20 protein-coding genes and 1 other RNA gene are annotated in these 21194 nt (G+C 70.5%); 8 read left to right on the top strand and 13 right to left on the bottom strand.

Annotated elements, in window-relative coordinates; translation table 11 throughout:
* Positions 1 to 148: 148 nt before the first annotated feature.
* A complete protein-coding gene (locus MOPEL_RS17215) occupies positions 149 to 553 on the top strand; it encodes a hypothetical protein (RefSeq protein ID WP_009482404.1) in 405 nt (134 codons plus the stop codon).
* Positions 554 to 664: 111 nt separating this feature from the next.
* Here the strand turns inward: MOPEL_RS17215 and hutH are convergent, their stop codons facing one another.
* The 4 genes from hutH to MOPEL_RS08125 all read right to left on the bottom strand — a co-directional run bounded on the left by hutH (position 665) and on the right by MOPEL_RS08125 (position 6040).
* The gene (gene hutH, locus MOPEL_RS08140; protein ID WP_009482403.1) at positions 665 to 2221 is read right to left on the bottom strand and encodes a histidine ammonia-lyase; all 1557 of its coding nucleotides are present in this window, start codon (positions 2219 to 2221) and stop codon (positions 665 to 667) included.
* 29 nt (positions 2222 to 2250) lie between these two features.
* Entirely contained in the window at positions 2251 to 3444 is a 1194-nt protein-coding gene (gene hutI, locus MOPEL_RS08135; protein WP_009482402.1) for an imidazolonepropionase, read from the bottom strand.
* Positions 3441 to 5135: a urocanate hydratase gene (gene hutU / locus MOPEL_RS08130; RefSeq protein ID WP_009482401.1), complete on the bottom strand. Its 1695-nt coding sequence runs from the start codon at positions 5133 to 5135 to the stop codon at positions 3441 to 3443. Before hutU ends, hutI begins: the two co-directional genes overlap by 4 nt.
* A gap of 143 nt (positions 5136 to 5278) precedes the next feature.
* Complete coding sequence (locus MOPEL_RS08125) at positions 5279 to 6040, bottom strand: IclR family transcriptional regulator (RefSeq protein WP_009482400.1); 762 nt, start codon at positions 6038 to 6040, stop codon at positions 5279 to 5281.
* A 246-nt stretch (positions 6041 to 6286) separates the two neighbouring features.
* On the opposite strand from MOPEL_RS08125, the gene hutG reads away from it, so the two are divergent.
* Positions 6287 to 7261 (top strand): formimidoylglutamase, encoded by a 975-nt coding sequence (gene hutG, locus MOPEL_RS08120; protein ID WP_009482399.1) that lies wholly within the window; start codon positions 6287 to 6289, stop codon positions 7259 to 7261.
* Between the two features lie 178 nt (positions 7262 to 7439).
* Here hutG and ssrA read toward each other — a convergent pair.
* The 5 genes from ssrA to ftsE form a co-directional block, all read right to left on the bottom strand.
* Positions 7440 to 7805: a transfer-messenger RNA gene (gene ssrA, locus MOPEL_RS16615) on the bottom strand.
* A 184-nt stretch (positions 7806 to 7989) separates the two neighbouring features.
* A complete protein-coding gene (locus MOPEL_RS08115) occupies positions 7990 to 8409 on the bottom strand; it encodes a pyridoxamine 5'-phosphate oxidase family protein (protein WP_009482398.1) in 420 nt (139 codons plus the stop codon).
* An 83-nt stretch (positions 8410 to 8492) separates the two neighbouring features.
* Positions 8493 to 8963, bottom strand: a complete 471-nt coding sequence (gene smpB, locus MOPEL_RS08110; RefSeq protein ID WP_009482397.1) for an SsrA-binding protein SmpB — start codon at positions 8961 to 8963, stop codon at positions 8493 to 8495.
* A 136-nt stretch (positions 8964 to 9099) separates the two neighbouring features.
* On the bottom strand, positions 9100 to 10008 hold the full coding sequence (ftsX, locus tag MOPEL_RS08105) for a permease-like cell division protein FtsX (protein WP_009482396.1): 909 nt from the start codon (positions 10006 to 10008) through the stop codon (positions 9100 to 9102).
* On the bottom strand, positions 10005 to 10769 hold the full coding sequence (gene ftsE, locus MOPEL_RS08100) for a cell division ATP-binding protein FtsE (RefSeq protein ID WP_009482395.1): 765 nt from the start codon (positions 10767 to 10769) through the stop codon (positions 10005 to 10007). Before ftsE ends, ftsX begins: the two co-directional genes overlap by 4 nt.
* 415 nt (positions 10770 to 11184) lie before the next feature.
* Here ftsE and MOPEL_RS08095 point away from each other — a divergent pair, with 415 nt between their 5' ends.
* The 4 genes from MOPEL_RS08095 to MOPEL_RS08080 are packed head-to-tail and all read left to right on the top strand — an operon-like array spanning position 11185 to position 14968.
* Positions 11185 to 12684: a methylmalonyl-CoA carboxytransferase subunit 5S gene (locus MOPEL_RS08095; protein WP_009482394.1), complete on the top strand. Its 1500-nt coding sequence runs from the start codon at positions 11185 to 11187 to the stop codon at positions 12682 to 12684.
* 23 nt (positions 12685 to 12707) lie between these two features.
* Positions 12708 to 14273: an acyl-CoA carboxylase subunit beta gene (locus tag MOPEL_RS08090; RefSeq protein WP_009482393.1), complete on the top strand. Its 1566-nt coding sequence runs from the start codon at positions 12708 to 12710 to the stop codon at positions 14271 to 14273.
* Between the two features lie 25 nt (positions 14274 to 14298).
* Positions 14299 to 14568 carry a hypothetical protein gene (locus MOPEL_RS08085; RefSeq protein WP_009482392.1) on the top strand — a complete coding sequence of 90 codons (270 nt, stop codon included), beginning with the start codon at positions 14299 to 14301 and terminating at the stop codon, positions 14566 to 14568.
* Positions 14569 to 14596: 28 nt separating this feature from the next.
* Positions 14597 to 14968, top strand: a complete 372-nt coding sequence (locus MOPEL_RS08080; protein WP_009482391.1) for a biotin/lipoyl-containing protein — start codon at positions 14597 to 14599, stop codon at positions 14966 to 14968.
* A gap of 310 nt (positions 14969 to 15278) precedes the next feature.
* On the opposite strand, the gene MOPEL_RS08075 is transcribed toward MOPEL_RS08080, so the two are convergent.
* The 3 genes from MOPEL_RS08075 to MOPEL_RS08065 form a co-directional block, all read right to left on the bottom strand.
* A complete protein-coding gene (locus MOPEL_RS08075; RefSeq protein WP_040633593.1) occupies positions 15279 to 16088 on the bottom strand; it encodes a Cof-type HAD-IIB family hydrolase in 810 nt (269 codons plus the stop codon).
* Between the two features lie 41 nt (positions 16089 to 16129).
* Positions 16130 to 17245: a peptide chain release factor 2 gene (prfB, locus tag MOPEL_RS08070; protein ID WP_040633591.1), complete on the bottom strand. Its 1116-nt coding sequence runs from the start codon at positions 17243 to 17245 to the stop codon at positions 16130 to 16132.
* A gap of 84 nt (positions 17246 to 17329) precedes the next feature.
* On the bottom strand, positions 17330 to 18589 hold the full coding sequence (locus MOPEL_RS08065; RefSeq protein WP_009482388.1) for a phospholipase D-like domain-containing protein: 1260 nt from the start codon (positions 18587 to 18589) through the stop codon (positions 17330 to 17332).
* Between the two features lie 188 nt (positions 18590 to 18777).
* Between MOPEL_RS08065 and MOPEL_RS17675 the strand changes: the two genes are divergently transcribed.
* Positions 18778 to 18954 (top strand): hypothetical protein, encoded by a 177-nt coding sequence (locus MOPEL_RS17675; protein WP_009482387.1) that lies wholly within the window; start codon positions 18778 to 18780, stop codon positions 18952 to 18954.
* Positions 18955 to 18995: 41 nt separating this feature from the next.
* Here the strand turns inward: MOPEL_RS17675 and MOPEL_RS08060 are convergent, their stop codons facing one another.
* Complete coding sequence (locus MOPEL_RS08060; protein ID WP_009482386.1) at positions 18996 to 20456, bottom strand: nitronate monooxygenase; 1461 nt, start codon at positions 20454 to 20456, stop codon at positions 18996 to 18998.
* 418 nt (positions 20457 to 20874) lie between these two features.
* Here MOPEL_RS08060 and MOPEL_RS08055 point away from each other — a divergent pair, with 418 nt between their 5' ends.
* Positions 20875 to 21123: a WhiB family transcriptional regulator gene (locus tag MOPEL_RS08055; RefSeq protein WP_009482385.1), complete on the top strand. Its 249-nt coding sequence runs from the start codon at positions 20875 to 20877 to the stop codon at positions 21121 to 21123.
* Positions 21124 to 21194 lie beyond the last annotated feature (71 nt).

Here is a 21194-nt window from a genome sequence, read left to right as displayed (position 1 = left end):
CGCCTGGTCCACGCGCATGACCACCGATCCCATGCACTCACCCTAGGGTTGCGTCGAGGCCGCGGTCGGCGGCTCGACCGGGCCTCCGGTGTTCCGGCCGGCCCGCGGCCCGCCTCTCCCCCGCCGGTCCTCGCCGGAAGGTCCAGGCATGACTCCTCCGTCCGTCCCGATGATCGTCGCGCGCCTCGTCGCCACCCTCGAGCTGTCCCTCGTCGTCGGGCAGGCGGGGTGGGCGTCGGCCTTCCTCGCCGGGGAGTCGCAGTGCCGACCTCACCACGCGGTCGGCGCGATCCTCACCCTCGTGACGTGCCTGGTCGGAGCTCTCGTCTACATCGTGCTCCGGCAGTGGGTCGGCCGCGTGAACCTCGTCCTCGCCGTCACGATGGCCGTGCTCGCGGGGGTCCAGTACGCCCTCGGAGAGGCGGCGGCCGTCGCCGCGCACATCTTCCTCGGCGTGCTCGTCGCGATGACGGCGACGGCGCTCACCTCCTGGACGTACCGCCACGAACCGACGCCCTCCCCTTCCCGCCAGGTCTCCACGCCCTCGGCGTGAGCACCGTCGCCCGGGCTCACACGACCGAATCCACGACGACACCGGCGGACTGCGCCACGTGCGCACCCTGCCGGCATGTCGGTTCCACCCGCCTCGCAGGCGCGTGGCCGCTCAGGCGAGCGGACCGGTGGCCTTCTCGACGGCGTCGAGGACACGGCCGGTGGCGATGAGTTCGACGGCCGCCTCGATCTCGGGCGCGAGGTAGCGGTCGCGGCCGGGGCCGGGCCACCCGGACGAGCGGAGGAGGTCGACGACGGCACCGGTGGCGGGCGACGGCTCGAGCGGCGCCCGGAGGGCGATGCCACGCGCGGCGGTGAGCATCTCGACGGCGAGGACCCGCCGCAGCCCGTCGACGGCGCGACGGAGCTTGCGCGCGGCGGACCACCCCATGGAGACGTGGTCCTCCTGCATCGCGCTGCTCGGGATGGAATCGACGGAGGCCGGGACGGCGATCCGCTTGAGCTCGGAGACGATCGCGGCCTGCGTGTACTGGGCGATCATGTGGCCCGAGTCGACGCCGGGGTCGTCGGCGAGGAACGGCGGGAGGCCGTTGTTGCGGGCACGGTCAAGGAACCGGTCGGTGCGGCGTTCGCTCATCGAGGCGACGTCGGCGAGGGGGATCGCGAGGAAGTCGAGGACGTAGGCGACCGGGGCACCGTGGAAGTTTCCGTTGGATTCGACGCGGCCGTCGGGGGTGACGACGGGGTTGTCGACGGCGGCGGACAGCTCGTGGCCGGCGACGAGGCGCGCGTGCGCGAGGGTGTCGCGGGCGCCGCCGTGCACCTGCGGGGTGCAGCGGAGGGAGTAGGCGTCCTGCACGCGGGTGCACGAGGCGGGGTCGCGGTGACTCTCGCGGATGGGGCTGTGCGCGAGGACGGCCCCCAGGTTGGCGGCGGAGTCGGCCTGGCCGGGGTGGGGTCGGAGGTTCTGGAGGTCGGCGGCGAACACGTCGTCGGTGCCGAGGAGACCCTCGACGCTCATCGCGGCGGTGACGTCGGCGACCTTGAGGAGGTCGGTGAGGTCGGTGATGGCGAGAGCGAGCTGGCCGAGCATGCCGTCGGTGCCGTTGATGAGGGCCAGACCCTCCTTCTCCCGCAGCGATATCGGTTCGATGCCGGCGGCGGCGAGGGCGTCGGCGGCGGGCATGAGCTCGCCGGAGGCGTCGCGGACCTCCCCCTCGCCGAGGCAGGCGAGGGCGCAGTGCGCGAGGGGGGCGAGGTCGCCGGAGCAGCCGAGGGAGCCGTACTCGCGGACGACGGGCGTGATGCCGGCGTTGAGGAGGGAGGCGTAGGCGCGGGCGGTGGACTCCTGCACGCCGGTGCGGCCGGTGGCGAGGGTGGAAAGGCGCAGGAGCATGAGGGCGCGGACGACCTCCCGCTCGACCTCGGGGCCGGATCCGGCGGCGTGGCTGCGGATGAGTCCGAGCTGCAGCTGCGTGCGCTGTTCGAGGGGGATGTGTTTGGTGGCGAGGGCGCCGAACCCGGTGGAGATGCCGTAGTGCGGGACGGTGTCGTCGGCGAGGGCGTCGACGATCTGGCGGCTGCGGCGGATCTCGGCGAGCGCGGCCTCCTCGATCTCGACACGGGCGTCGTGGCGGGCGACCGCGACGACGTCGGCGATGGTGAGAGGTCCGGTTCCGACCGTGACGGTGGGGTGGGTGTCGTTCATGTGCCGTGGTGCTCCTGACGGGAGGTGGTTCAGAGGACGGGGGCGACGACCTGCTGTCCGGCGCGCCAGACACCCCAGGTGAGGGGCATGCCGGGCCGGTAGGCGAGGTGGATCGCCGCGGGGGCGTCGAGGACGTGGAGGTCGGCGCGGGCACCGACGGTGATCGAGCCGACGGCGGGGGCACCGTCGCGGGCGACCTCACGGCGCAGGGCACGGGCCCCGCCCCACGTCGCGGCGCGGACGGCCTCGACGATCGTCAGCCCCATCTGCAGCACGGCCGTGCCGACGCAGAAGTTCATCGAACTCGTGTAGCTCGTGCCGGGATTGCAGTTGCTCGCGATCGCGACCGTCGCCCCGGCATCGAGCAACCGGCGCGCCGGCGCCAGCGGAGCCCGGGTCGACAGGTCGCAGGCGGGCAGCACGGTCGCGACCGTGTCGGCCCCGGCGAGGGCGTCGACGTCGACGTCGGAGACGAAGTTGACGTGGTCGACGCTCGCGGCGCCGAGCTCGACGGCGAGTGCCACACCGCCCGACTCCCCGAGCTGGTTGCCGTGCACCCGCAGCCCGAGCCCGGCGTCGCGACAGGCCTCGAGCACGCGACGCGACTGCTCGGGCGTGAACGCGCCCTCCTCGCAGAACACGTCGGCCCAGCTCACGTACGGCCGCACCGCCTCGAGCATCGGCCCGCAGACGAGGTCGACGTACTCCTCGGCGTCGACGGGCTCGCCGTCGTCGCCCCGCGGCACGAGGTGCGCCCCGAGGAACGACACCTCGTCGACCGACGCGGCGGCGATGCGCGCAGCACGGGCCTCCTCCTCGACGGTGAGCCCGTACCCGGTCTTCGTCTCGAGGTACGTCGTGCCGCCCTTGACGGCCTCGTGCACGCGGTCACCGACGAGCGCGGTGAGCGTCGCATCGCTCGCCGCACGCGTCGCGCCCGTCGTCACCCCGATGCCGCCCGCGGCGTAGGACTCCCCCGCCATCCGGGCCCCGAACTCCGCCGAGCGGTCGCCCGCGAAGACGAGGTGGGTGTGGGAGTCGACCCAGCCGGGCAGCATCGCGCGGCCCTGGAGGAACGTACGACGGTCGGCCGCGGGCGCCTGCGACGCCTCACCGACCCACGCGATCGTCTCCCCCTCGACGACGACCGCCGCGTCCGCGATCTTGGGACGCTCGGGGTCATTGGTGAGGAGTTCGCCGATGCCGGTGAGGAGTTCGCTCACTTGTGCTCCCCCATGGGGATGCGCACGCCGCGCTCCTTCGCGACCTCGACGGCCCGCTCGTAGCCGGCGTCGGCGTGGCGGAGGACGCCCATGCCGGGGTCGTTCGTGAGGAGACGCTCGAGCTTGCTCGCGGCGAGGTCGGTGCCGTCGGCGACGCCCACCTGACCGGCGTGGATGGACCGGCCGATACCGACACCGCCGCCGTGATGGATCGACACCCACGTCGCGCCCGAGCTCGTGGCGGTGAGGGCGTTGAGGAGTGGCCAGTCGGCGATGGCGTCCGAGCCGTCCTTCATCCCCTCGGTCTCGCGGTACGGGGAGGCGACGGAGCCGGAGTCGAGGTGGTCGCGGCCGATGACGATCGGCGCCTTGACCTTGCCCTCGCGCACGAGGTCGTTGAAGAGCAGACCGGCCTTGTGGCGCTCGCCGTAGCCGAGCCAGCAGATGCGCGCCGGGAGGCCCTCGAACTCGACGTGTTCCTCGGCCGCGTCGAGCCACCTGTGGAGGTGCTCGTTCTCGGGAAACAGCTCCTTGAGCGCGGCGTCGGTGACGCGGATGTCCTCCGGATCGCCCGAGAGCGCGACCCACCGAAACGGGCCGAGCCCCTCGCAGAACAGCGGCCGGATGTAGGCGGGCACGAAGCCGGGGAACTCGAACGCACGGGTGTACCCGGCGTGCCGGGCCTCGTCGCGGATCGAGTTGCCGTAGTCGAACACCTCGGCACCCTCGTCCTGGAACTCGACCATGGCCTGCACCTGCGCGGCCATCGACTCACGGGCCTTCTTCGTGAAGCCCTCCGGGTCGACCTTCGCCTCGGCGTCCCAGTTCTCGAGGTCGACCTCGACGGGCAGGTAGCTCAGCGGGTCGTGGGCGCTCGTCTGGTCGGTGACGACGTCGACGTGCACCTCGCCCGCGCGGTGGCGACGCAGCATCTCGGGGAACACCTCGGCCGCGTTGCCGACGAGCCCGACGGAGAGCGGACGCCGCTCCTCCTTGGCCTTCGTGAGCTGCGCGAGCGCGTCGTCGAGGGAGTCGGTGACCTCGTCGAGGTACCGCTTGCCCTTGCGCCGCTCGAGGCGCGCCCGGTCGACGTCGACGACGAGCACGGCGCCGCCGTTGAGGGTGACGGCGAGCGGCTGCGCGCCACCCATGCCGCCGCACCCACCGGTGATCGTCAAGGTGCCCGCGAGCGTCGGCTCGGGGATCCGGCCGTCGGCGTGCATCCTCGTCGCCACCGCCGCGAACGTCTCGAACGTGCCCTGGAGGATGCCCTGCGTCGCGATGTAGATCCACGACCCGGCCGTCATCTGGCCGTACATCATGAGCCCCTCGGCCTCGAGCCTGCGGAACTCCGGCCACGTGGCCCAGTCACCGACGAGGTTGGAGTTGGCGATGAGCACCCGCGGCGCCCACACGTTCGTGCGGAACACGCCGACCGGCTTGCCCGACTGGACGAGAAGCGTCTCGTCGTCCTCGAGGGTCGTGAGGGTCTCGACGATCGCGTCGAACGCCTCCCACGAACGGGCTGCGCGGCCGGTGCCGCCATAGACGACGAGGTCGTCGGGCCGCTCGGCCACCTCGGGATCGAGGTTGTTCTGGATCATCCGCAGCGGCGCCTCGGTCTGCCAGCTCTTCGCGGTGGTCTCCGTGCCGCGCGGGGCGCGGACCTCTCGGGCTCCGGGCAGTGCCATTCCTGACTCCTTCGTCGGCGTGGTCGTTCGGACGGTCGGCGACGTGTCGCCTGTTCTCGCCCACCATGACACCTCCCGCCGACGATCCGTGCCAGTACCCGCACGGCCATCGGCGTCTGAGATCCCGGACGCCGTGCCGCCGATCAGCCCGTGCGCAGCCGCGCGGCGAGACGGCGCGCCACCGCGGTGAGCTCGGCCGCGAGGCGGGGGTGCCCCTCGGGGCCGACGCGACGGTCCTCGAACGTGAGGGCGAGAGCGGCGGCGGGCCAGCCGAGGTGGTCGTGGACGGGCACCGCGACCGAGGACAACCCGGGCGTGACGTCCCCGGTCTCGACGGCCCATCCACGCGTTCGTGCCTTCCGCAGCTCCGCGCGCAGGCGGGTGGGAGTCCACGGTTCGCCGCCGACCCCCGCGAACGACTCCTTCCCCGGGAAGAGCGCCCTCACCTGCGCCGCGGACAGATCGGCGAGGATCGCCCGACCGCTCGCGGTGAGGTGCGCGGGCAGGCGCACACCGACGTCGGAGACGAGGACGGGGCGGCCGGCGGCACGCATCTCGATGACGTAGACGACGTCGCGCCCGTGGAGCACGGACAGGTGGGCGCTCTCCCCCACCGCGTCGACGAGGGTCGCGAGCGCCGTGTGGGCGAGGCGCGCGAGTGGGGCCTGACGCACGTAGGCGAAGGACAGCTCCGAGGCCGCGGGGCCGAGTCCGTAGAGACGTTCCTCCTCGAGATGGACGACGAAGCCGGCCTCGGTCATCACGGCGAGGAGGTGGTAGACGCTCGAGCGCGGCAGGTCGAGGGCCGCGGCGATCGACATCGCCGTCACCGGGCCACGCCTGCTCGCGAGGTGACGGAGGATCCGCAGCGTGTTCGTCGCCGCGGGCACCTTGGACACGCGCACCTCCCCCTCCCTCCCGCGCCGGTCTCGCGGGGTCCGTCACGACGTCCGTGATCGCTCGACCATCGTGGCATCCGGGAGGGGGTCCTCCGCGGGGCCGGGTCCGTTCCGGCGTCGGGCCCGTCGACGGACGGCCCGACGACGAGGGGGGGCCTGCGGTGTCGCCGCCCGGAGTCGGGCCCCGAGCCGCCGAATCGTCGGGTGCGGTATCTCGGAGACGTGCCCGGCGACCGCCCGTAGAGTCGGGCCATGAGCACGAGGACGTACGAGGACAGCACCTGGCAGGGCCGCGACGACGGGGACGGGGCCGAGCACCGCCGCTGGCACCAGCAGGTACGCCGCACGATGTCGTCCTCGTCGGCGGACGCCGCGGAGCCCCTCGACGGTGCCGTCACGGTGATCGGCTTCGCGAGCGACGAGGGCGTGCGTCGCAACGGCGGGCGACAGGGCGCCGCCGAGGCGCCCGACGCCCTCCGCCGTGCACTCGCCCCGCTCGCCCTCCACACCGACGTACCCCTCCGCGACGCGGGCACGGTCGTCGTCGACGGGGAGGACCTCGAGTCGGGCCATGACGCCCTCGGCGACGCGATCGCGCGTGAACTCGACACGGCCGGCACGCGGTTCGTCGTCGTCCTCGGCGGTGGGCACGAGACCGCCTATGCCTCCTACCTCGGACGCACCCGCGCCGCACGCCTCGAAGGTGCGCGCGTCGGCGTGCTCAACCTCGACGCCCACTTCGACCTCCGGGAGGCCGACCGGCCCACCTCCGGCACCCCGTTCCTCCAGATGGCCGAGGGCGATGCGAGGGCCGACCGGACCTTCGACTACACCGTCGTCGGCATCGCCGAACCCTCGAACACCCGGGTCCTCTTCGACACCGCCGACAGACTCGGCGTCCCCTACGTCGTCGACACCGACGCCCAGCCGTCACGTCTCGACGGGGTGCTCCGCACCGTCGACGAGATGCTCGAGCGCGTCGACGCGGTCCACCTCTCGATCGACCTCGACGTCCTCCCCGCCGCCGTCGCGCCGGGTGTGAGCGCTCCCGCCGCCTACGGCGTGCCGGTCGAGGTCCTCGACGCGATCTGCCGCCGCGTAGCGGGCAGCGGCAAGCTCGCCATCCTCGACATCGTCGAGCTCTGTCCCCGTCTCGACGTCGACGGACGCACCGCGAAGACCGCGGCCCGCCTCGTCACGACGTGCGTCCACGCGGCAGCGGACTGACCCGCTCGCCGGTGGGACGCGCCGGTCGCGGGGCGGGCACGCCCCCTCGACGCGTCCTGCCGGGCCGCCGCCGTGTTCCGACGCGCCGAGCGGCGGGTGTGGAGACACGACGACGGCCCCGACACCGTGAGGTGCCGAGGCCGTCTCTGCAGGATCAGTGATGACATGCCCTCGCCGGGAGTGGAGGTGGCGGGAATCGAACCCGCGTCCGCCGACGCAGAACCAGGGCTTCTCCGGGCGCAGTGCGCTATGGATTTTCTCGGCCTCAGGGCTCGCACGCACACGTCCCCTGACAGGCCCAGTCGAGAAAAAGTCCCACGCAGCGTCCCGACACCGCTGCGTAGCAAGATCTCTAGCTGATGCCAGACACTAGGCCGAGATCACACCTAGGCTGACAGACTTCAGGCTCGCTCAGGCGGCGAGGGCGAAGTCGGTGCGCTTGGAATCGGCACCTATTGGTTTACCGGGAGCGTTAACGAGATAACCCGATATCCTCGGCCCGCTTCCCCTGATCGCACGATCGACGTCGAAACCGATCACCCCCGCGGATGCGAGGGGCATGTCATCACTGTGCAGTTCTCATCGCCGGGCTCGGCCGGCACGATCCGCACTGCTGCGGAAGGACGAGCATACGAGTCAACGCCCTCCGACGTCGAACTCATTCCCGCCCATCCCCGAGCCGACGTGACGGCGACGACCCAGCGGAACGGGACGCGCGGACGGCCGGGTCAGTCGGCGGTGTCGGGTTCCATGTGGAACTGGCGGCCCGTGACCTCGTCGACGTCGATGCGCACGTAGTTGAACTTGTCGGTGGGCATCCACGGCCGCAGCGGCAGGGTCTCCGCCTTCTCGATCTCCTCGGAGGCCTCGAGACGGCGGGCGGTACCGCGCACGATGACGCTGCGGGCGACCTCACCGCGGATCTCGTCGATCTCGAACGCGACGTTCTGGTTGATGGTCACTCCGAAGAGCTTACCGCCGGAGGCAGTGCGGAAGTAGATGGCGCGATCTGCCGCGCAGTAGTTGATCGGCACGATCTCGGGGTGGGTCCCCACCGCGTAGGCGAGGCGACCGAAGTCACGCGCCCCGAGCAGCTCCCAGGTCTCGTCGAGGTCCAGCTCGCGTACGGCTCCGGTCGTGTTCTCCATCGCTGCTCCTCGTGTCGCGGCTCGTCCGTCCGGTCGAGGCCCACCCTAGTCCCCGACCCCCCGGAGGCGTCCCGGGACGGAGGTCACCGATTCATGCGCAGCGACATCGCGCGCTCGGCCTCGCGGCGGTCCTGCCGTTCGCGGAGCGCGTGACGCTTGTCGTACTCCCGCTTGCCCTTGGCGAGGGCGATCTCGACCTTGGCGTGCCCGTCCTTGAAGTAGAGCTGCAGCGGCACGAGGGTGTGCCCCGCCTCACGGCTCTTGATCGCGAGCTTGTCGATCTCCTGCCGGTGCAGGAGAAGCTTGCGCTTGCGGCGGGCGGCGTGGTTGGTCCAGGTGCCCTGGTGGTACTCGGGGATGTGAACGCCCTCGAGCCAGGCCTCGCCGTGGTCGACCGTGGCCCACCCGTCGACGAGCGACGCCCGGCCCTGCCGCAACGACTTGACCTCGGTACCGGTGAGGACGAGGCCGGCCTCGTACGTGTCCTCGATGATGTAGTCGTGACGCGCCTTGCGATTGCGCGCGACGACGTTCGTGCCCTTCTCCTTGGCCATGCGTCCTCACCTCCCCGCCCGGGGTCTCCTCGTTGTCGACGTGACGTCCCAGGATAGAGGACGGGTCCGCGGCCTCACCAACGGATATGGCGCACCGCCGACCGGACGTCGCGAGGAGCGCCGCGCGATGCCCGCCTCAGACCCGGACGTGACGGGAGAGGGCGGTCCACGAGACGACGACGGAGACGACCGCCGCGACGATCACGAGCGGCCCCGCAATCATCCACACGTCGGAGACCCCCACCCACGCGAAGTCCGCGTAACGATCGGCGAAGGAGGCGACGCCGACGTGCACGGCGGCCCACAGCGCGCCGACGGCGACACCGGCGCCGACGAGGGAGGCGAGGAGGATCTCGAGGACGAACGGCGCCCGGATCGCGCCGCGGGAGGCTCCGACCATCCGCTTGATCCCCACCTCCCGGCGCCGCGACCACGCCACCTGTCGGATCGTCGTCGACGTGAGGAGCACCGCGGCGACGAGCATCACCCCGGCGACCCCGAGAGCGCCGGTACGGAGGACGTCGAGGACCCGGATGAGCGGGTCGAGGACCTCCCGGATGTCGTTGACCTTCGCGACCCCGGGCATGGGCGAGAACGTCTGTTCCACGAGGGGGTACTGGGCCGGGTCGGACAGCTTGACGCGGAACGCCGCGGGGATCGCCGACTCGGGGGTGTCGGCGAACGTCGGGTTGTCCTTGAACTGTTCCTGGAACCGCGCGTACGCCTCGTCCTGCGACTCGTAGTAGACGGAGGCGACCGTCGGTTTCATCGAGTCGAGCATGAGCTTCACGGCGTCACGTTGTTGCGCCGTCACGGGCCCCTTCGCGCACGTCGGTTCGTTCGACTTCTCAGGGCAGAGGAAGATCGACACCTCGACCTTGTCGTACCAGTAACCCTTGGCGGCCGAGACCTGTCGGTCGGCGAGGAGACCGACGCCGAGGAAGAAGAGGGACGTGGCCGTGACGATGACGACGGCGAGCGCCATCGAGACGCTGCGGCGGAGTCCGGTCCACACCTCGCCGAGAAGAAAACCGGGGCGGATCATCGTGTGTGTCCTTCGACGGGTGCGGGGCTGGGCATGGCGACGGCGGAACCGCCCGCGCAGGGCGACCCCGTCTCGGGCGCGCGGAGGTACCCGCCGGTGGCCTCGTCGCGGACGATGCGGCCCGCGTCGAGCTGGACGACGCGCCGACGCAACGCGTCGACGATGCGGTCGTCGTGAGTGGCCATGACGACGGTGGTGCCTCCGGCGTTGATGCGTTCGAGGAGTCGGACGATCTCGAGGCTCGCGTCGGGGTCGAGGTTGCCCGTCGGCTCGTCCGCCAGCAGCAGCGGCGGACGCCGCACGAGCGCACGGGCGATGGCGACGCGCTGCTGCTCCCCACCCGACAGCTGGTGCGGCAGGCGTCGTGCGAGGTCGGAGAGCCCGACGGTCTCGAGGGCCTCGGGCACCGCCTTGCGCACCTCCACGGGGGGGGTGCCGAGGACGTGGAGCACGTAGGCGACGTTGTCCTCGACCGTCTTGTCGGGCAGCAGGCGGAAGTCCTGGAACACCGTGCCCACCTGACGACGCAGGTGCGGGATACGCCGCCGAGGGATCCTGCGGAGATCGTGTCCGGCGACCTCGAGCTCGCCGGAGGTGATCCCCTCCTCCCGCAACGCGAGCCGGACGATCGTCGACTTGCCGGAGCCGGAGGGGCCGACGAGGAAGACGAACTCACCCGGCTCGACGACGAGGTCGACGTCGTCGAGCGCGGGCCGCGTCGACCGCGGATAGGTCTTGGCGACGAGCTGGAAGCGGATCATCGGCTGAGGCGTCCTCGACGAGCGGTGGGTGGGCAGGGGGCGCCGACCGCGTCACGCGGGTGACGTCCACGGCCCCCGCTCCCGGGCGTCCGCGTCGGCAGCCCTGCCAGCGTACGGCCGCCCGCCGAGTGCGAGCTGGACGCGAGGGCCCTTGCGGCGCACCTTGACCGAGACCTGACCGCCCCATGGCGCCGAGCATGCCCGCACCCGACCTCCGGGCGCCCCCGCTCCCCCCGCCCCGGTCTTCCTCGGGCCGTGTCCCGCGTGTGCCCTCACCTCCCGACGGCCTCACGCCCACCCCGACGACCATGGATCGGAAGACCTCACCCCGACATCCGCGCAGGCCCGGTGACCTAGGTCCCCTAGTTCTGCGGAGGGTCTGTCAACGGAGGCCACCCTCTGCGAGCATGGGGACATGACCTCAGAGCGTGAGATTGGTGTCACAGAGCTCGCCCTCCGGGACGCGCACCAGAGCCTCATGGCCACACGAATGGCCATGGAGGACATGGTCGATGCGTGCGCGGACATCGACAAGGCGGGGTACTGGAGCGTCGAGTGCTGGGGAGGTGCGACGTTCGATGCCTGCATCCGCTTCCTCAACGAGGATCCGTGGGAGCGTCTGCGCACCTTCCGCAAGCTTCTCCCGAACAGCCGCCTGCAGATGCTGCTGCGTGGCCAGAACCTCCTCGGCTACCGCCACTACGGTGACGACGTCGTCGACCATTTCGTCGAGAAGGCCGCCGAGAACGGCATGGACGTGTTCCGTGTCTTCGACGCCCTCAACGACCCCCGCAACCTCGAGCATGCCATGGCGGCCGTGAAGAAGACGGGCAAGCACGCCCAGGGCACGGTCTGTTACACGACCTCCCCCCTCCACACCGTCGAGGGCTACGTCAAGCTCGCCAAGCAGCTGCAGGACATGGGCGCCGACTCGATCGCCCTCAAGGACATGGCGGCGCTCCTCAAGCCGCAGCCGGCCTACGACATCGTCAAGGCCATCAAGGAGGAGACCGGCATGCAGGTCAACGTGCACTGCCACTCGACCACGGGTGTCACGCTCGTCTCCCTCATGAAGGCGATCGAGGGCGGCGCCGACGTCGTCGACACCGCCATCAGCTCGATGTCGCTCGGCCCGGGCCACAACCCCACCGAGTCCCTCCAGGAGATGCTCGAGGGCACCGGCTTCGTCGCCGACCTCGACAAGACGCTCCTCAACAACATCAAGCACCACTTCGCCGAGGTGAAGCCGCGGTACGCCAAGTTCATGTCGTCCTACACGGTCGACACGGCGATCTTCGACAGCCAGATCCCCGGCGGCATGATCTCCAACATGGAGTCCCAGCTCAAGCAGCAGGGCGCCGGTGACAAGCTCACCGAGGTGCTCGAGGAGGTGCCGCGCGTGCGCAAGGACGCCGGCTACCCGCCGCTGGTGACCCCGTCCAGCCAGATCGTCGGCACGCAGGCCGTGTTCAACGTCCTCATGGGCCGCTACAAGGTCCTCACGGCCGAGTTCGCCGACCTCATGCTCGGCTACTACGGCCTCACGATCGGCGAGATGAACCCCGAGATCATCGCCAAGGCCAAGGAGCAGACCGGCAAGGAGCCGATCACCGACCGCCCGGCCGACCACATCGAGCCCGAGTGGGACAACCTCCGCGCCGAGGCCGAGAAGGTCGAGGGCTTCGACGGCAGCGACGAGGACATCCTCACCTACGCGATGTTCCCGAAGGTGGCTCCCGGCTTCTTCAAGACCCGCCCCGAAGGCCCGAAGAACGTGGGCCAGGACCCGGCCGAGATCGAGGCCGAGAAGGCAGCGAAGGCCGGTGACACGGGCACCGGCCCGGTGCGCAGCCCGATCAAGTACGAGATCACCCTCAACGGCCACAAGCACTCCGTCGCAGTCAAGCCTGCCTGAGTGCGACAAGGAGATACGTACCGATGACCCAGATCGACAAGCCCAAGACCATGCAGGAGCGCATCGAAGAGCTCCGTGCACGTCGCACCGAGGTCGAGGCCGGCGGCGGTGAGGCCCGTCACGAGAAGCAGCACGCCCAGGGCAAGCTCACCGCGCGTGAACGTGTCGCAGAGCTGTGCGACTCCGACTCCTTCGAGGAGGTCGGACTGTTCGCCGAGCACCGCACGACGCTGTTCGGCATGGACAAGGCCGTCATGCCGGCCGACGGTGTCGTCACCGGCACCGGCACCGTGTTCGGTCGCCCCGTCCACATCGCCAGCCAGGACTTCTCCGTCGCCGGTGGTTCCGCCGGTGAGATGCACTCCATCAAGGTCGCGAACGCCCTTCGGTCGGCGCTGCAGACGGGCACCCCGTTCGTCTTCGTCAACGACTCCGGCGGTGCCCGCGTCCAGGAGGGCATCGACAGCCTCTCCGGCTACGGCAAGGTCTTCTACCAGAACGTCGCCCTGTCGGGTGTCGTGCCGCAGATCTCGATCATCGCCGGCCCCTGCGCCGGTGGCGCGGTCTACTCCCCGGCCCTCACCGACTTCATCATCCAGACCAAGGCCTCCCGCATGTTCATCACGGGACCGGACGTCATCAAGCAGGTCACCGGCGAGCAGGTCACCGCCGAGGACCTCGGTGGCCCCGCCGCCCACATGGGTCGGTCCGGTGTCACGCACTTCGTCGCGGACGACGACGAGCAGGCCATCCTCATCGCCAAGAAGCTCCTCAGCTTCCTGCCGAGCAACAACACCGAGGAGGCCCCGTACGTCGAGGGTCACGACGACGTCGAGGACATCCCGGCACTCAACGAGATCATCCCGGACGACGGCAAGAAGGGTTACGACGTCCGCGAGATCATCGGGCAGATCGTCGACGCCGGCGACTTCCTCGAGGTCCAGGCCGGGTACGCGATGAACATCGTCGTCGGCTTCGGCCGCATCACCGGGCGCACGGTCGGCTTCATCGCCAACCAGAGCAACCACATGTCCGGCGTGCTCGACATCGACGCCTCCGACAAGGGCGCGAAGTTCATCCGCTTCTGCAACGCCTTCAACATCCCGGTCGTCAACCTCGTCGACGTCCCCGGCTTCCTCCCGGGTACGGCGCAGGAGTACGGCGGCATCATCCGTCACGGCGCAAAGATGCTGTACGCGTACAGCTCGGCCACGGTCCCGAAGATCACGGTCGTGCTCCGCAAGGCCTACGGCGGCTCCTACCTCGCCATGTGCAACAAGGACCTCGGCGCCGACCGCGTGTTCGCGTGGCCGACCGCGGAGATCGCCGTCATGGGCGCCGAGGGTGCCGCAGGTGTCGTGTTCCGCAAGGAGATCGCGAACGCCGAGGACCCGGCCGCCAAGCGTGCCGAACTCGTCCAGCACTACCGCGACGCGTTCTCGACGCCGTACGTGGCCGCCGCCCGCGGTCAGGTCGACGCCATCATCGAGCCGGCCGAGACGCGGCGCTACATCGCCCGTGCTCTCGAGATGCTCGCGGGCAAGCGTGAGCTGCGCCCGGCCAAGAAGCACGGCCTCATCCCGCTGTGATCGACCCGACGACCAGGAGAAACGCATGAGCAACGAACAGGCGACCATCGAGTCGCTGACCGAGCTCGTCTCCCAGATGTCGGCCCGGATCGACACCCTGGAGAAGAAGTTCAACCACTACCACCCGTACGACGAGGCACCCGAGGAGGTCGTGCTCGCGATCTCAGCGGCCTGCGCGGCGTACCTGGGCAAGCGCGCAGTCGTCAAGAAGGTGCGCGTCCGCCGCGGCAGCACGTGGGCGGCTCAGGCACGGTCCGACATCCACCACTCGCACGCCGCGTTCGGTACGCGGTGACGCGCCCGACGATCACGAGGTCGAGAAGATGAAGCTCAAGGTTACGGTCGACGGCACGGTGTACGACGTGGACGTCGAGGTCGAAGAAGAGAAGGCGCCCTCCCTCGGTGCCGTCCTCGTGGGCAGCATGAGCGCCCACGGGGTCACCCCCACCGCCACGACGAAGTCCCCGGCGAGCGCCTCCAATGCGCTCACCGCCAACCTCGCGGGCACCGTCGTCAAGGTGCTCGTCGGGGCGGGCCAGGACGTCAAGGCGGGTGACACCCTCCTCGTCCTCGAGGCGATGAAGATGGAGACCGAGGTCACCGCCCCCAAGGACGGCAAGATCGGCGCGGTCGAGGTGGCCGTCGGCGACGCCGTCCAGGGTGGTCAGGTGCTCATCGAGTGGGCCGACGAGTAGAGCTGACCTCTCCCCCGCTCCACCGACACGAGGGGCGACACCTGCGAGGAATCGGGGGTGCCGCCCCTCGTCGTGCCCGAGCGTGTGAGGACCGCCGTCCGTGCGAGAGCAGTGAGATTTCCGCTTGGGAGTGCATCGCCCAGGAAGTTCGCCGCGCGCGGCAATCGTCGCGAGGAAAAGTCGTCGCGCGCAGGGGTCGACGTCCATGGAGGGGTCGACGTCCGAGGAGGCCGTCCGTGGAAGTGATCGGCCGACACCCGCGCCGGTCCGGATCTCGAGGCGCCCGTCCCCTTCGGCGTGGGGTGCAGGCTCAGCGGTGGAGGAGCTGCTCGAGCACGGTGACGACGCCCGCCTCGGTGTGGGCGGGCGCAACGTACCGGGCACGGGCGTGCACGTCGGGATGGCCGTTCGCCATCGCGAAGGAGTGCCCGGCGGCGTCGAGGAGTTCGAGGTCGTTGTGGTAGTCGCCGAACGCGACGACCTGCTCGCGGGCGAGACCGAGACGGGCACGTAGGCGATCGAGTCCGGCGCCCTTGTGGACTCCGGCGTTCATCACGTCGATCCAGTGAGGGCCGGAGACGACGACCTGATGCGTGTCGCGGAACCGTGCGAACGCCGGTGCGGCGCCGGCCGAGGAGTCGAAGTCGAAGAACGACACCTTGAGCGCGGCGTCCTCGACGTCGAGGAGGTCGTCCACGACCGCGAGGTCCGCGTAGTAGATCGCCGCCTCGTCGTGGAACGGGGCGTCGTCGCGTTCGATGTACGCCGACCGCACGCCGCAGAGGACGACGCCGAGATCACGGTCCGCAGCGGCGGCACGGGCGGCCTGGACGAATTCGACGACCGCGGCCGGGTCGAGCGAGTCGGTGGTGAGGATCTTGCCGCGGTGGGCGACGAGCGTGCCGTTCTCGGCGATGAAACCCATGCCGGCGGCAGCGTCCCCGAAGAGCGCCCGCAGGGTCGCGAACTGGCGTCCGCTGGCGGGGACGACGACGATCCCCCGCGACGTCATCTCGTCGAGGAGCGGCCAGAACCCGGCGGGCACACGGCCGTCACCGTCGAGGAGAGTGCCGTCCATGTCGAGGGCGACGAGGCGCACGTCGACCGGTTCGTCGGGCATCGTGGGCGACGGCGCTCCGGAGGCGACGCCCACCACCCGGCTCAGTCCTCCTCGCGCTGCTGCGAGAGCTTCCAGCGGATGCCGGCCTCCATGAACCCGTCGATGTCGCCGTCGAACACCGCGCTCGTGTTGCCGACCTCGTACTCCGTGCGCAGGTCCTTGACCATCTGGTAGGGGTGCAGCACGTAGGAGCGCATCTGGTCGCCCCAGCTCGCCTTGACGTCACCCGCGAGCTCCTTGTTGAGCGCGGCCTCCTCGGCACGCTTGAGGAGCAGCAGGCGGGACTGCATGACGCGTAGCGCCGCGGCGCGGTTCTGGATCTGGCTCTTCTCGTTCTGCATCGACACGACGGTGCCCGTGGGGATGTGCGTCATGCGCACGGCGGAGTCGGTGGTGTTGACGCTTTGACCACCGGGGCCCGAGGAGCGGAAGACGTCGATCTTGAGCTCGTTCTCGGGGATGTCGATGTGGTCGGTCTGCTCGATGAGCGGGACCACCTCGACCGCCGCGAACGACGTCTGACGACGTCCCTGGTTGTCGAACGGGCTGATACGGACGAGGCGGTGCGTACCGGCCTCGACCGACATGTTGCCGTAGGCGTACGGCACGTTGATCTCGAACGTTGCGGACTTGATGCCCGCCTCTTCCGCGTAGGAGGTGTCCATGACCTTCGTGGGGTACTCGTGACGTTCGGCCCAACGCAGGTACATGCGCAGGAGCATCTCGGCGAAGTCGGCGGCGTCGACGCCACCGGCACCGGCGCGGATCGTGACGACGGCCTCACGCTGGTCGTACTCCCCCGACAGCAGCGTGCGCACCTCCAGCTCGCCGACGGCCTTTTTGACGGCCGCGAGCTCGGTCTCGGCCTCGGCGAGGGTCTCGGCGTCGCCGCCGTCCTCGGTGCCCATCTCGACGAGGGCCTCGAGGTCGTCGATGCGTGAGTCCATGCCCTCGATGCGTTCGAGCTCGGCGTTGGCCCGCGACAGGCTGCTCGTCACGTGCTGGGCGTTCTCCTGGTCGTCCCACAGGTCGGGGGCGACGGACTGCTTCTCCAGGTCCGTGATCCGCGCTCGCAGGGCATCGAGATCGGAGACCTGCCGCACCGACTCCATGGTCGAGCGGAGGTTCTTGAGTTCTTGCGCGAAATCGATAGCCACGATGCCGAAGCCTACGCGAGACAACCGCGGCGGAGGGCACCCGGTCGAGGAACCTCCTCGTGTCGACGGGGCCCCGTCCGGGGCTCAGAGAAGGGGCCGGAGGGGCTTGAGCACCCGTTCCACGACGCGGGCGAGACGATGACGGCGGGCCCACTCCTCATAGGTGAGCCGTCGGCAGTTCTCGAGGTCCATCTCGAAGATGCGTTCCATCTCGGCGGCCTGGTCGTCGCTGTACATCTCGAGGTTGACCTCGTAGTTGCCGGTGAGGGACAGACGGTCGATGTTCGCGGTGCCGATCGTGCTCCAGCGTCCGTCGACCGTCGCCGTCTTCGCGTGGACCATCGCGTTGCGGTAGAACCAGATGGAGACTCCTCCCTCGAGGAGGCGCCCGAAGTAGCCGCGGGCCACCCAGTCGGCGACGACGTGGTTGCTGTACTCGGGGACGATGACGCGGACGTCGACGCCCCGACGCGCGGCGGCGAGGAGTCCGGCGAGGATCTCCTCGTCCGGGATGAAATAGGCCTGGGTGATGTAGATGCGTTGCGAGGCCCGGTCGATGGCCTTGAGGTAGAGCCCCCGGACGGGGAAGAGCAACCGGCTGGGGGCGTTGCGGGCGGCCTCGGTGCGGGCGTCCCACGAGGCGGCACCCTGGTCGGGCAGCGCGGGGAGGCGACGTCCGCGGTACTGGTTCCAGAAGTCGCAGAAGGCGTTGTCGAGCTCCCAGACCGACGGGCCCTCGACGCGGAGGTGAGTGTCGCGCCAGTGGTCGGCGTAGAGGCGACCGATGTTGTATCCGCCGACGAACCCGATCGCGGAGTCGACGACGAGGATCTTGCGGTGGTCGCGGCCGAGGCTGCGGATGCCCGGGCGGGTGATCATCGAGGAGCGGAACACCGGGAACCGCAGCACGTGGATGGGCTCGGGCAACCGGTAGAACGACGGCGGCACGACGAGGTTCGCGAGCGCGTCGTAGACGACGTAGACGTCGACCCCCCGCTCGGAGGCCGCGACGAGGGCGTCCTTGAAACGCTGGCCGACGTCGTCGCCCTTCCAGATGTAGGACTCGAAGTAGACGGTGTGCCGGGCGCCCTCGATGGCCGTGAGCATCGCGTCGTAGAGGTCGCGACCGGAGGTGAAGGTCGTGATGCGTGACCCGGCGACGTCGACGCTCACCGGCGGCACCGACGGGTAGCCCCCCGGCGGCGGGTTGCGTCGTTTACGGATCTCGTCGACGGCGACGACCCCCACGACGGCCGCGACCTGCGCCGTCGACATCGCCGCCGTGTACCACCCCGCGGCCCGGACGAGCGCACCCGCGCGGCGGCGGAGACGCCCCCCAGTCATGACGCAGACCTCATGGACCCAACGTAACCGACGCCCCCGCACCGTCTGGGAGACCATGGTTCGGCGACCCGGCGAGTCGCCGCCCGCGGCGAGTCAGGCGGGTGTCGGAGGGCGCCGGCGAGTCAGGCGGGTGTCGGAGGGCGCCGGCGAGTCATCGAGCGGAACAGGGGACCACCGTGGGGGTACGAGTGACGCGACGCGACGGGCACGTCGAGGAGTTCGGCCTGCCCGGCGACGGCCTGTGGACCGCGGACCGCGACCCGTACAGCGGCACGCTCAAGGTGTCGTTCCTCCGCGCGGGGCACTGGGAGGAGGTCCGCCGGTTCTACCGGACCGAGGAGTGGTCGCGCGTCGAGATCCGCTGACCCCGCGGCGCAACCCCGCGCTGCCTCGGCCATGCGACGACTCAGCCGAGGGCCGGCTCACGCACCCGGCTGCACAACCACTCCACGGCCTCGCGTGCGGTCCACCCGCCGGGGTGCTCGGCGAGGAGACGACGCGCACCGGCGAGATCCTGCCCGAGCGTCACCGCCGGGGGTTCCACGTAGCCGTCCTTGCGCTCCTGCCCCAGCCCGATGTCCGCCATGAGCCCGTTGCACAGGCACATCCGCCCCACGGTGTCCTCGAGCACGCCGCCCTTCTTGAGGTACGCGTCGACCGGCTCCGAGGCACAGCGGTAGCCGAGGCCGCCACCGGGGCGCTCGTACGGCGTGCGGAGGTAGGACAGGTCGCACAGCCGCGGACGCTCCTCGTGGACGCGGGGGTCGCTCGTCGAGCCGGCCACGTCGGCGATCTTGAACGGGAAACCCGTCGGCGAGGCGCGCGGATCGTTGCGCACGTCGAGCCGGCCCTGGCCCAGCGCCTCGAGAAGCGCCCCACGGACGCTCGGCGCGAGACCCGACGCCGCGCAGAGGGCGAAGACCGTCCCGGCCTGCACCCCGGCTGCCCCGGCCGCCCGCGCGGCCTCCACGCCTTCCGGCGTACCGTAGGCGCCGGCGAGCCAGAACGGCAGACCGAGCCTGCCGATGGCGGCGAGATCGGCGGCGTCACGCGGGCCGTAGACGGGTTCCCCCCGGTCGTCGAGCGTCATGCGCCCCCGCGGGGGCGCCGAGTGCCCGCCTGCGGGCGGCCCCTCGACGACGAACCCGTCGGGGCGGATCTCGGGGTCACGGTGGAGGTAGGTCGCGAGGGAGTGGAGCGAGACGATCGCATAGAACTGCGGTCGACGCAGGGTCGGCAGGGCCGCCCCCATGACGGCGACGGGGTCGATCGTGCTCACGTGACGGCGAGTCGCGCCGGCGACGTCGATCGTCACGCCGGCCTCGCGTCCAGCCTCGAGATCCCGCAGCAGACGCGGGATCTCGCGCGGGATGCCCGCCCCCATGAGGACGCGGTCGACGCCTGCGATCATGGCGCCGAGCGCGGCGATGGGAGTGCCCATCTGGATCTTCTCGAGGAAGTTGATGCCGACGATCCCGTCGTGCCCCTCCTTGGCGAGCCACACCTCGACGAAGTTGCCGAGGACGCCGAGCTCGATCGCGGCCGTCGTCGGCGTCACCGTGAGCGTGGGCGTCGGGCGGTAGGGCCGTCCCTCGCGCCCCTCGGGCCGGTGGTACCGCTCGAGGACGCGGGCCACCATGTCCTGGTCGGGGAAGTGTTCCAGCGCGCGCCGACGGTGGCCGCCGGGGTCGCCGTCCTGGAGCGCGCGGGCGAGGACGGCGTCGAGCGCGGTGCCCGAGACCACGCCGAGATGCCCTGCTCGGGACACCTCGCGGGCGAGCTGCCAGGAGGACACCGCGACACCCATCCCGCCCTGGATGACGAGGGGGTGTGGGCCGCCGAGGGGGGTCGTCTCGGGTGCGTTCATCGTCGAACCTCCGGAACCGTAACTTACGTGAACGTAGGTAACGTAGGAGATGCCGAGCCGCCGGGCGCCCCGGATATCGCGATACGGACCGGTCACTTGGGGCGTCGACCCTGAACAGCGGGTTCGCCGAGGTGCCCTATACTTCCTGTGATGCGCTTGTGCGCCACGTCACCTTGCCCTTTGTGCGCAAAAAGACCGAGCACCCTTGTGTCCAGACGACTTCTCTGTGACGCTTGAGGGAACGAACACCGGACTCGGGACGTTGATCCGTGTGTCACCGACGGGGGGTCGGAGAGCCGACGAGGGCTCCACGACTCCCTTCTTCGTGTCATCACCCCGATACACCCGGCCCCGCCGCTCCCGGCAGGGGCCTCGCGGCCGAGGACGTCGGCCATCAGCAGAGCAAGGAGCATTCCGCATGGACTGGCGTAACCGGGCTGCATGCTTGGACGAGGACCCCGAACTCTTCTTCCCCATCGGCAACACCGGTCCTGCGCTCATGCAGATCGAGGAGGCCAAGGCGGTCTGTCGTCGCTGCGAGGTGCAGGACACCTGCCTCAAGTGGGCTCTCGAGTCCGGCCAGGACGCCGGCGTGTGGGGCGGCCTCTCCGAGGACGAGCGTCGCGCACTCAAGCGTCGCAACGCCCGGGCCCGTCGCGCGGGCTGAGCACGTCGCTGCGACCTCTCGGCCGCCACGAGGCGCACACAGGACACCGCCCGCACCTCACCGCCCCTCCG

It is taken from the genome of Mobilicoccus pelagius NBRC 104925 (genome assembly GCF_000247995.1).
GTDB classification, from domain to species: domain Bacteria; phylum Actinomycetota; class Actinomycetes; order Actinomycetales; family Dermatophilaceae; genus Mobilicoccus; species Mobilicoccus pelagius.
Note: the sequence above shows the minus strand (reverse complement) of the source record. Positions and strands in the feature narration are given on the sequence as shown.

What these genes read in the sequence shown, in the direction of transcription:
- MOPEL_RS08085 (WP_009482392.1), top strand. Translation starts at nt 14,299, where the DNA reads ATGAGCAACGAACAGGCGACCATCGAGTCGCTGACCGAGCTCGTCTCC.
- ftsE (WP_009482395.1), bottom strand. Translation starts at nt 10,769, where the DNA reads ATGATCCGCTTCCAGCTCGTCGCCAAGACCTATCCGCGGTCGACGCGG.
- hutG (WP_009482399.1), top strand. Translation starts at nt 6,287, where the DNA reads ATGAGCACGAGGACGTACGAGGACAGCACCTGGCAGGGCCGCGACGAC.
- MOPEL_RS08115 (WP_009482398.1), bottom strand. Translation starts at nt 8,409, where the DNA reads ATGGAGAACACGACCGGAGCCGTACGCGAGCTGGACCTCGACGAGACC.
- hutU (WP_009482401.1), bottom strand. Translation starts at nt 5,135, where the DNA reads ATGGCACTGCCCGGAGCCCGAGAGGTCCGCGCCCCGCGCGGCACGGAG.
- smpB (WP_009482397.1), bottom strand. Translation starts at nt 8,963, where the DNA reads ATGGCCAAGGAGAAGGGCACGAACGTCGTCGCGCGCAATCGCAAGGCG.
- MOPEL_RS08095 (WP_009482394.1), top strand. Translation starts at nt 11,185, where the DNA reads ATGACCTCAGAGCGTGAGATTGGTGTCACAGAGCTCGCCCTCCGGGAC.
- MOPEL_RS08065 (WP_009482388.1), bottom strand. Translation starts at nt 18,589, where the DNA reads ATGACTGGGGGGCGTCTCCGCCGCCGCGCGGGTGCGCTCGTCCGGGCC.
- MOPEL_RS17215 (WP_009482404.1), top strand. Translation starts at nt 149, where the DNA reads ATGACTCCTCCGTCCGTCCCGATGATCGTCGCGCGCCTCGTCGCCACC.
- MOPEL_RS08055 (WP_009482385.1), top strand. Translation starts at nt 20,875, where the DNA reads ATGGACTGGCGTAACCGGGCTGCATGCTTGGACGAGGACCCCGAACTC.
- hutH (WP_009482403.1), bottom strand. Translation starts at nt 2,221, where the DNA reads ATGAACGACACCCACCCCACCGTCACGGTCGGAACCGGACCTCTCACC.
- MOPEL_RS08075 (WP_040633593.1), bottom strand. Translation starts at nt 16,088, where the DNA reads ATGCCCGACGAACCGGTCGACGTGCGCCTCGTCGCCCTCGACATGGAC.
- ftsX (WP_009482396.1), bottom strand. Translation starts at nt 10,008, where the DNA reads ATGATCCGCCCCGGTTTTCTTCTCGGCGAGGTGTGGACCGGACTCCGC.
- MOPEL_RS08060 (WP_009482386.1), bottom strand. Translation starts at nt 20,456, where the DNA reads ATGAACGCACCCGAGACGACCCCCCTCGGCGGCCCACACCCCCTCGTC.
- MOPEL_RS08080 (WP_009482391.1), top strand. Translation starts at nt 14,597, where the DNA reads ATGAAGCTCAAGGTTACGGTCGACGGCACGGTGTACGACGTGGACGTC.
- MOPEL_RS08090 (WP_009482393.1), top strand. Translation starts at nt 12,708, where the DNA reads ATGACCCAGATCGACAAGCCCAAGACCATGCAGGAGCGCATCGAAGAG.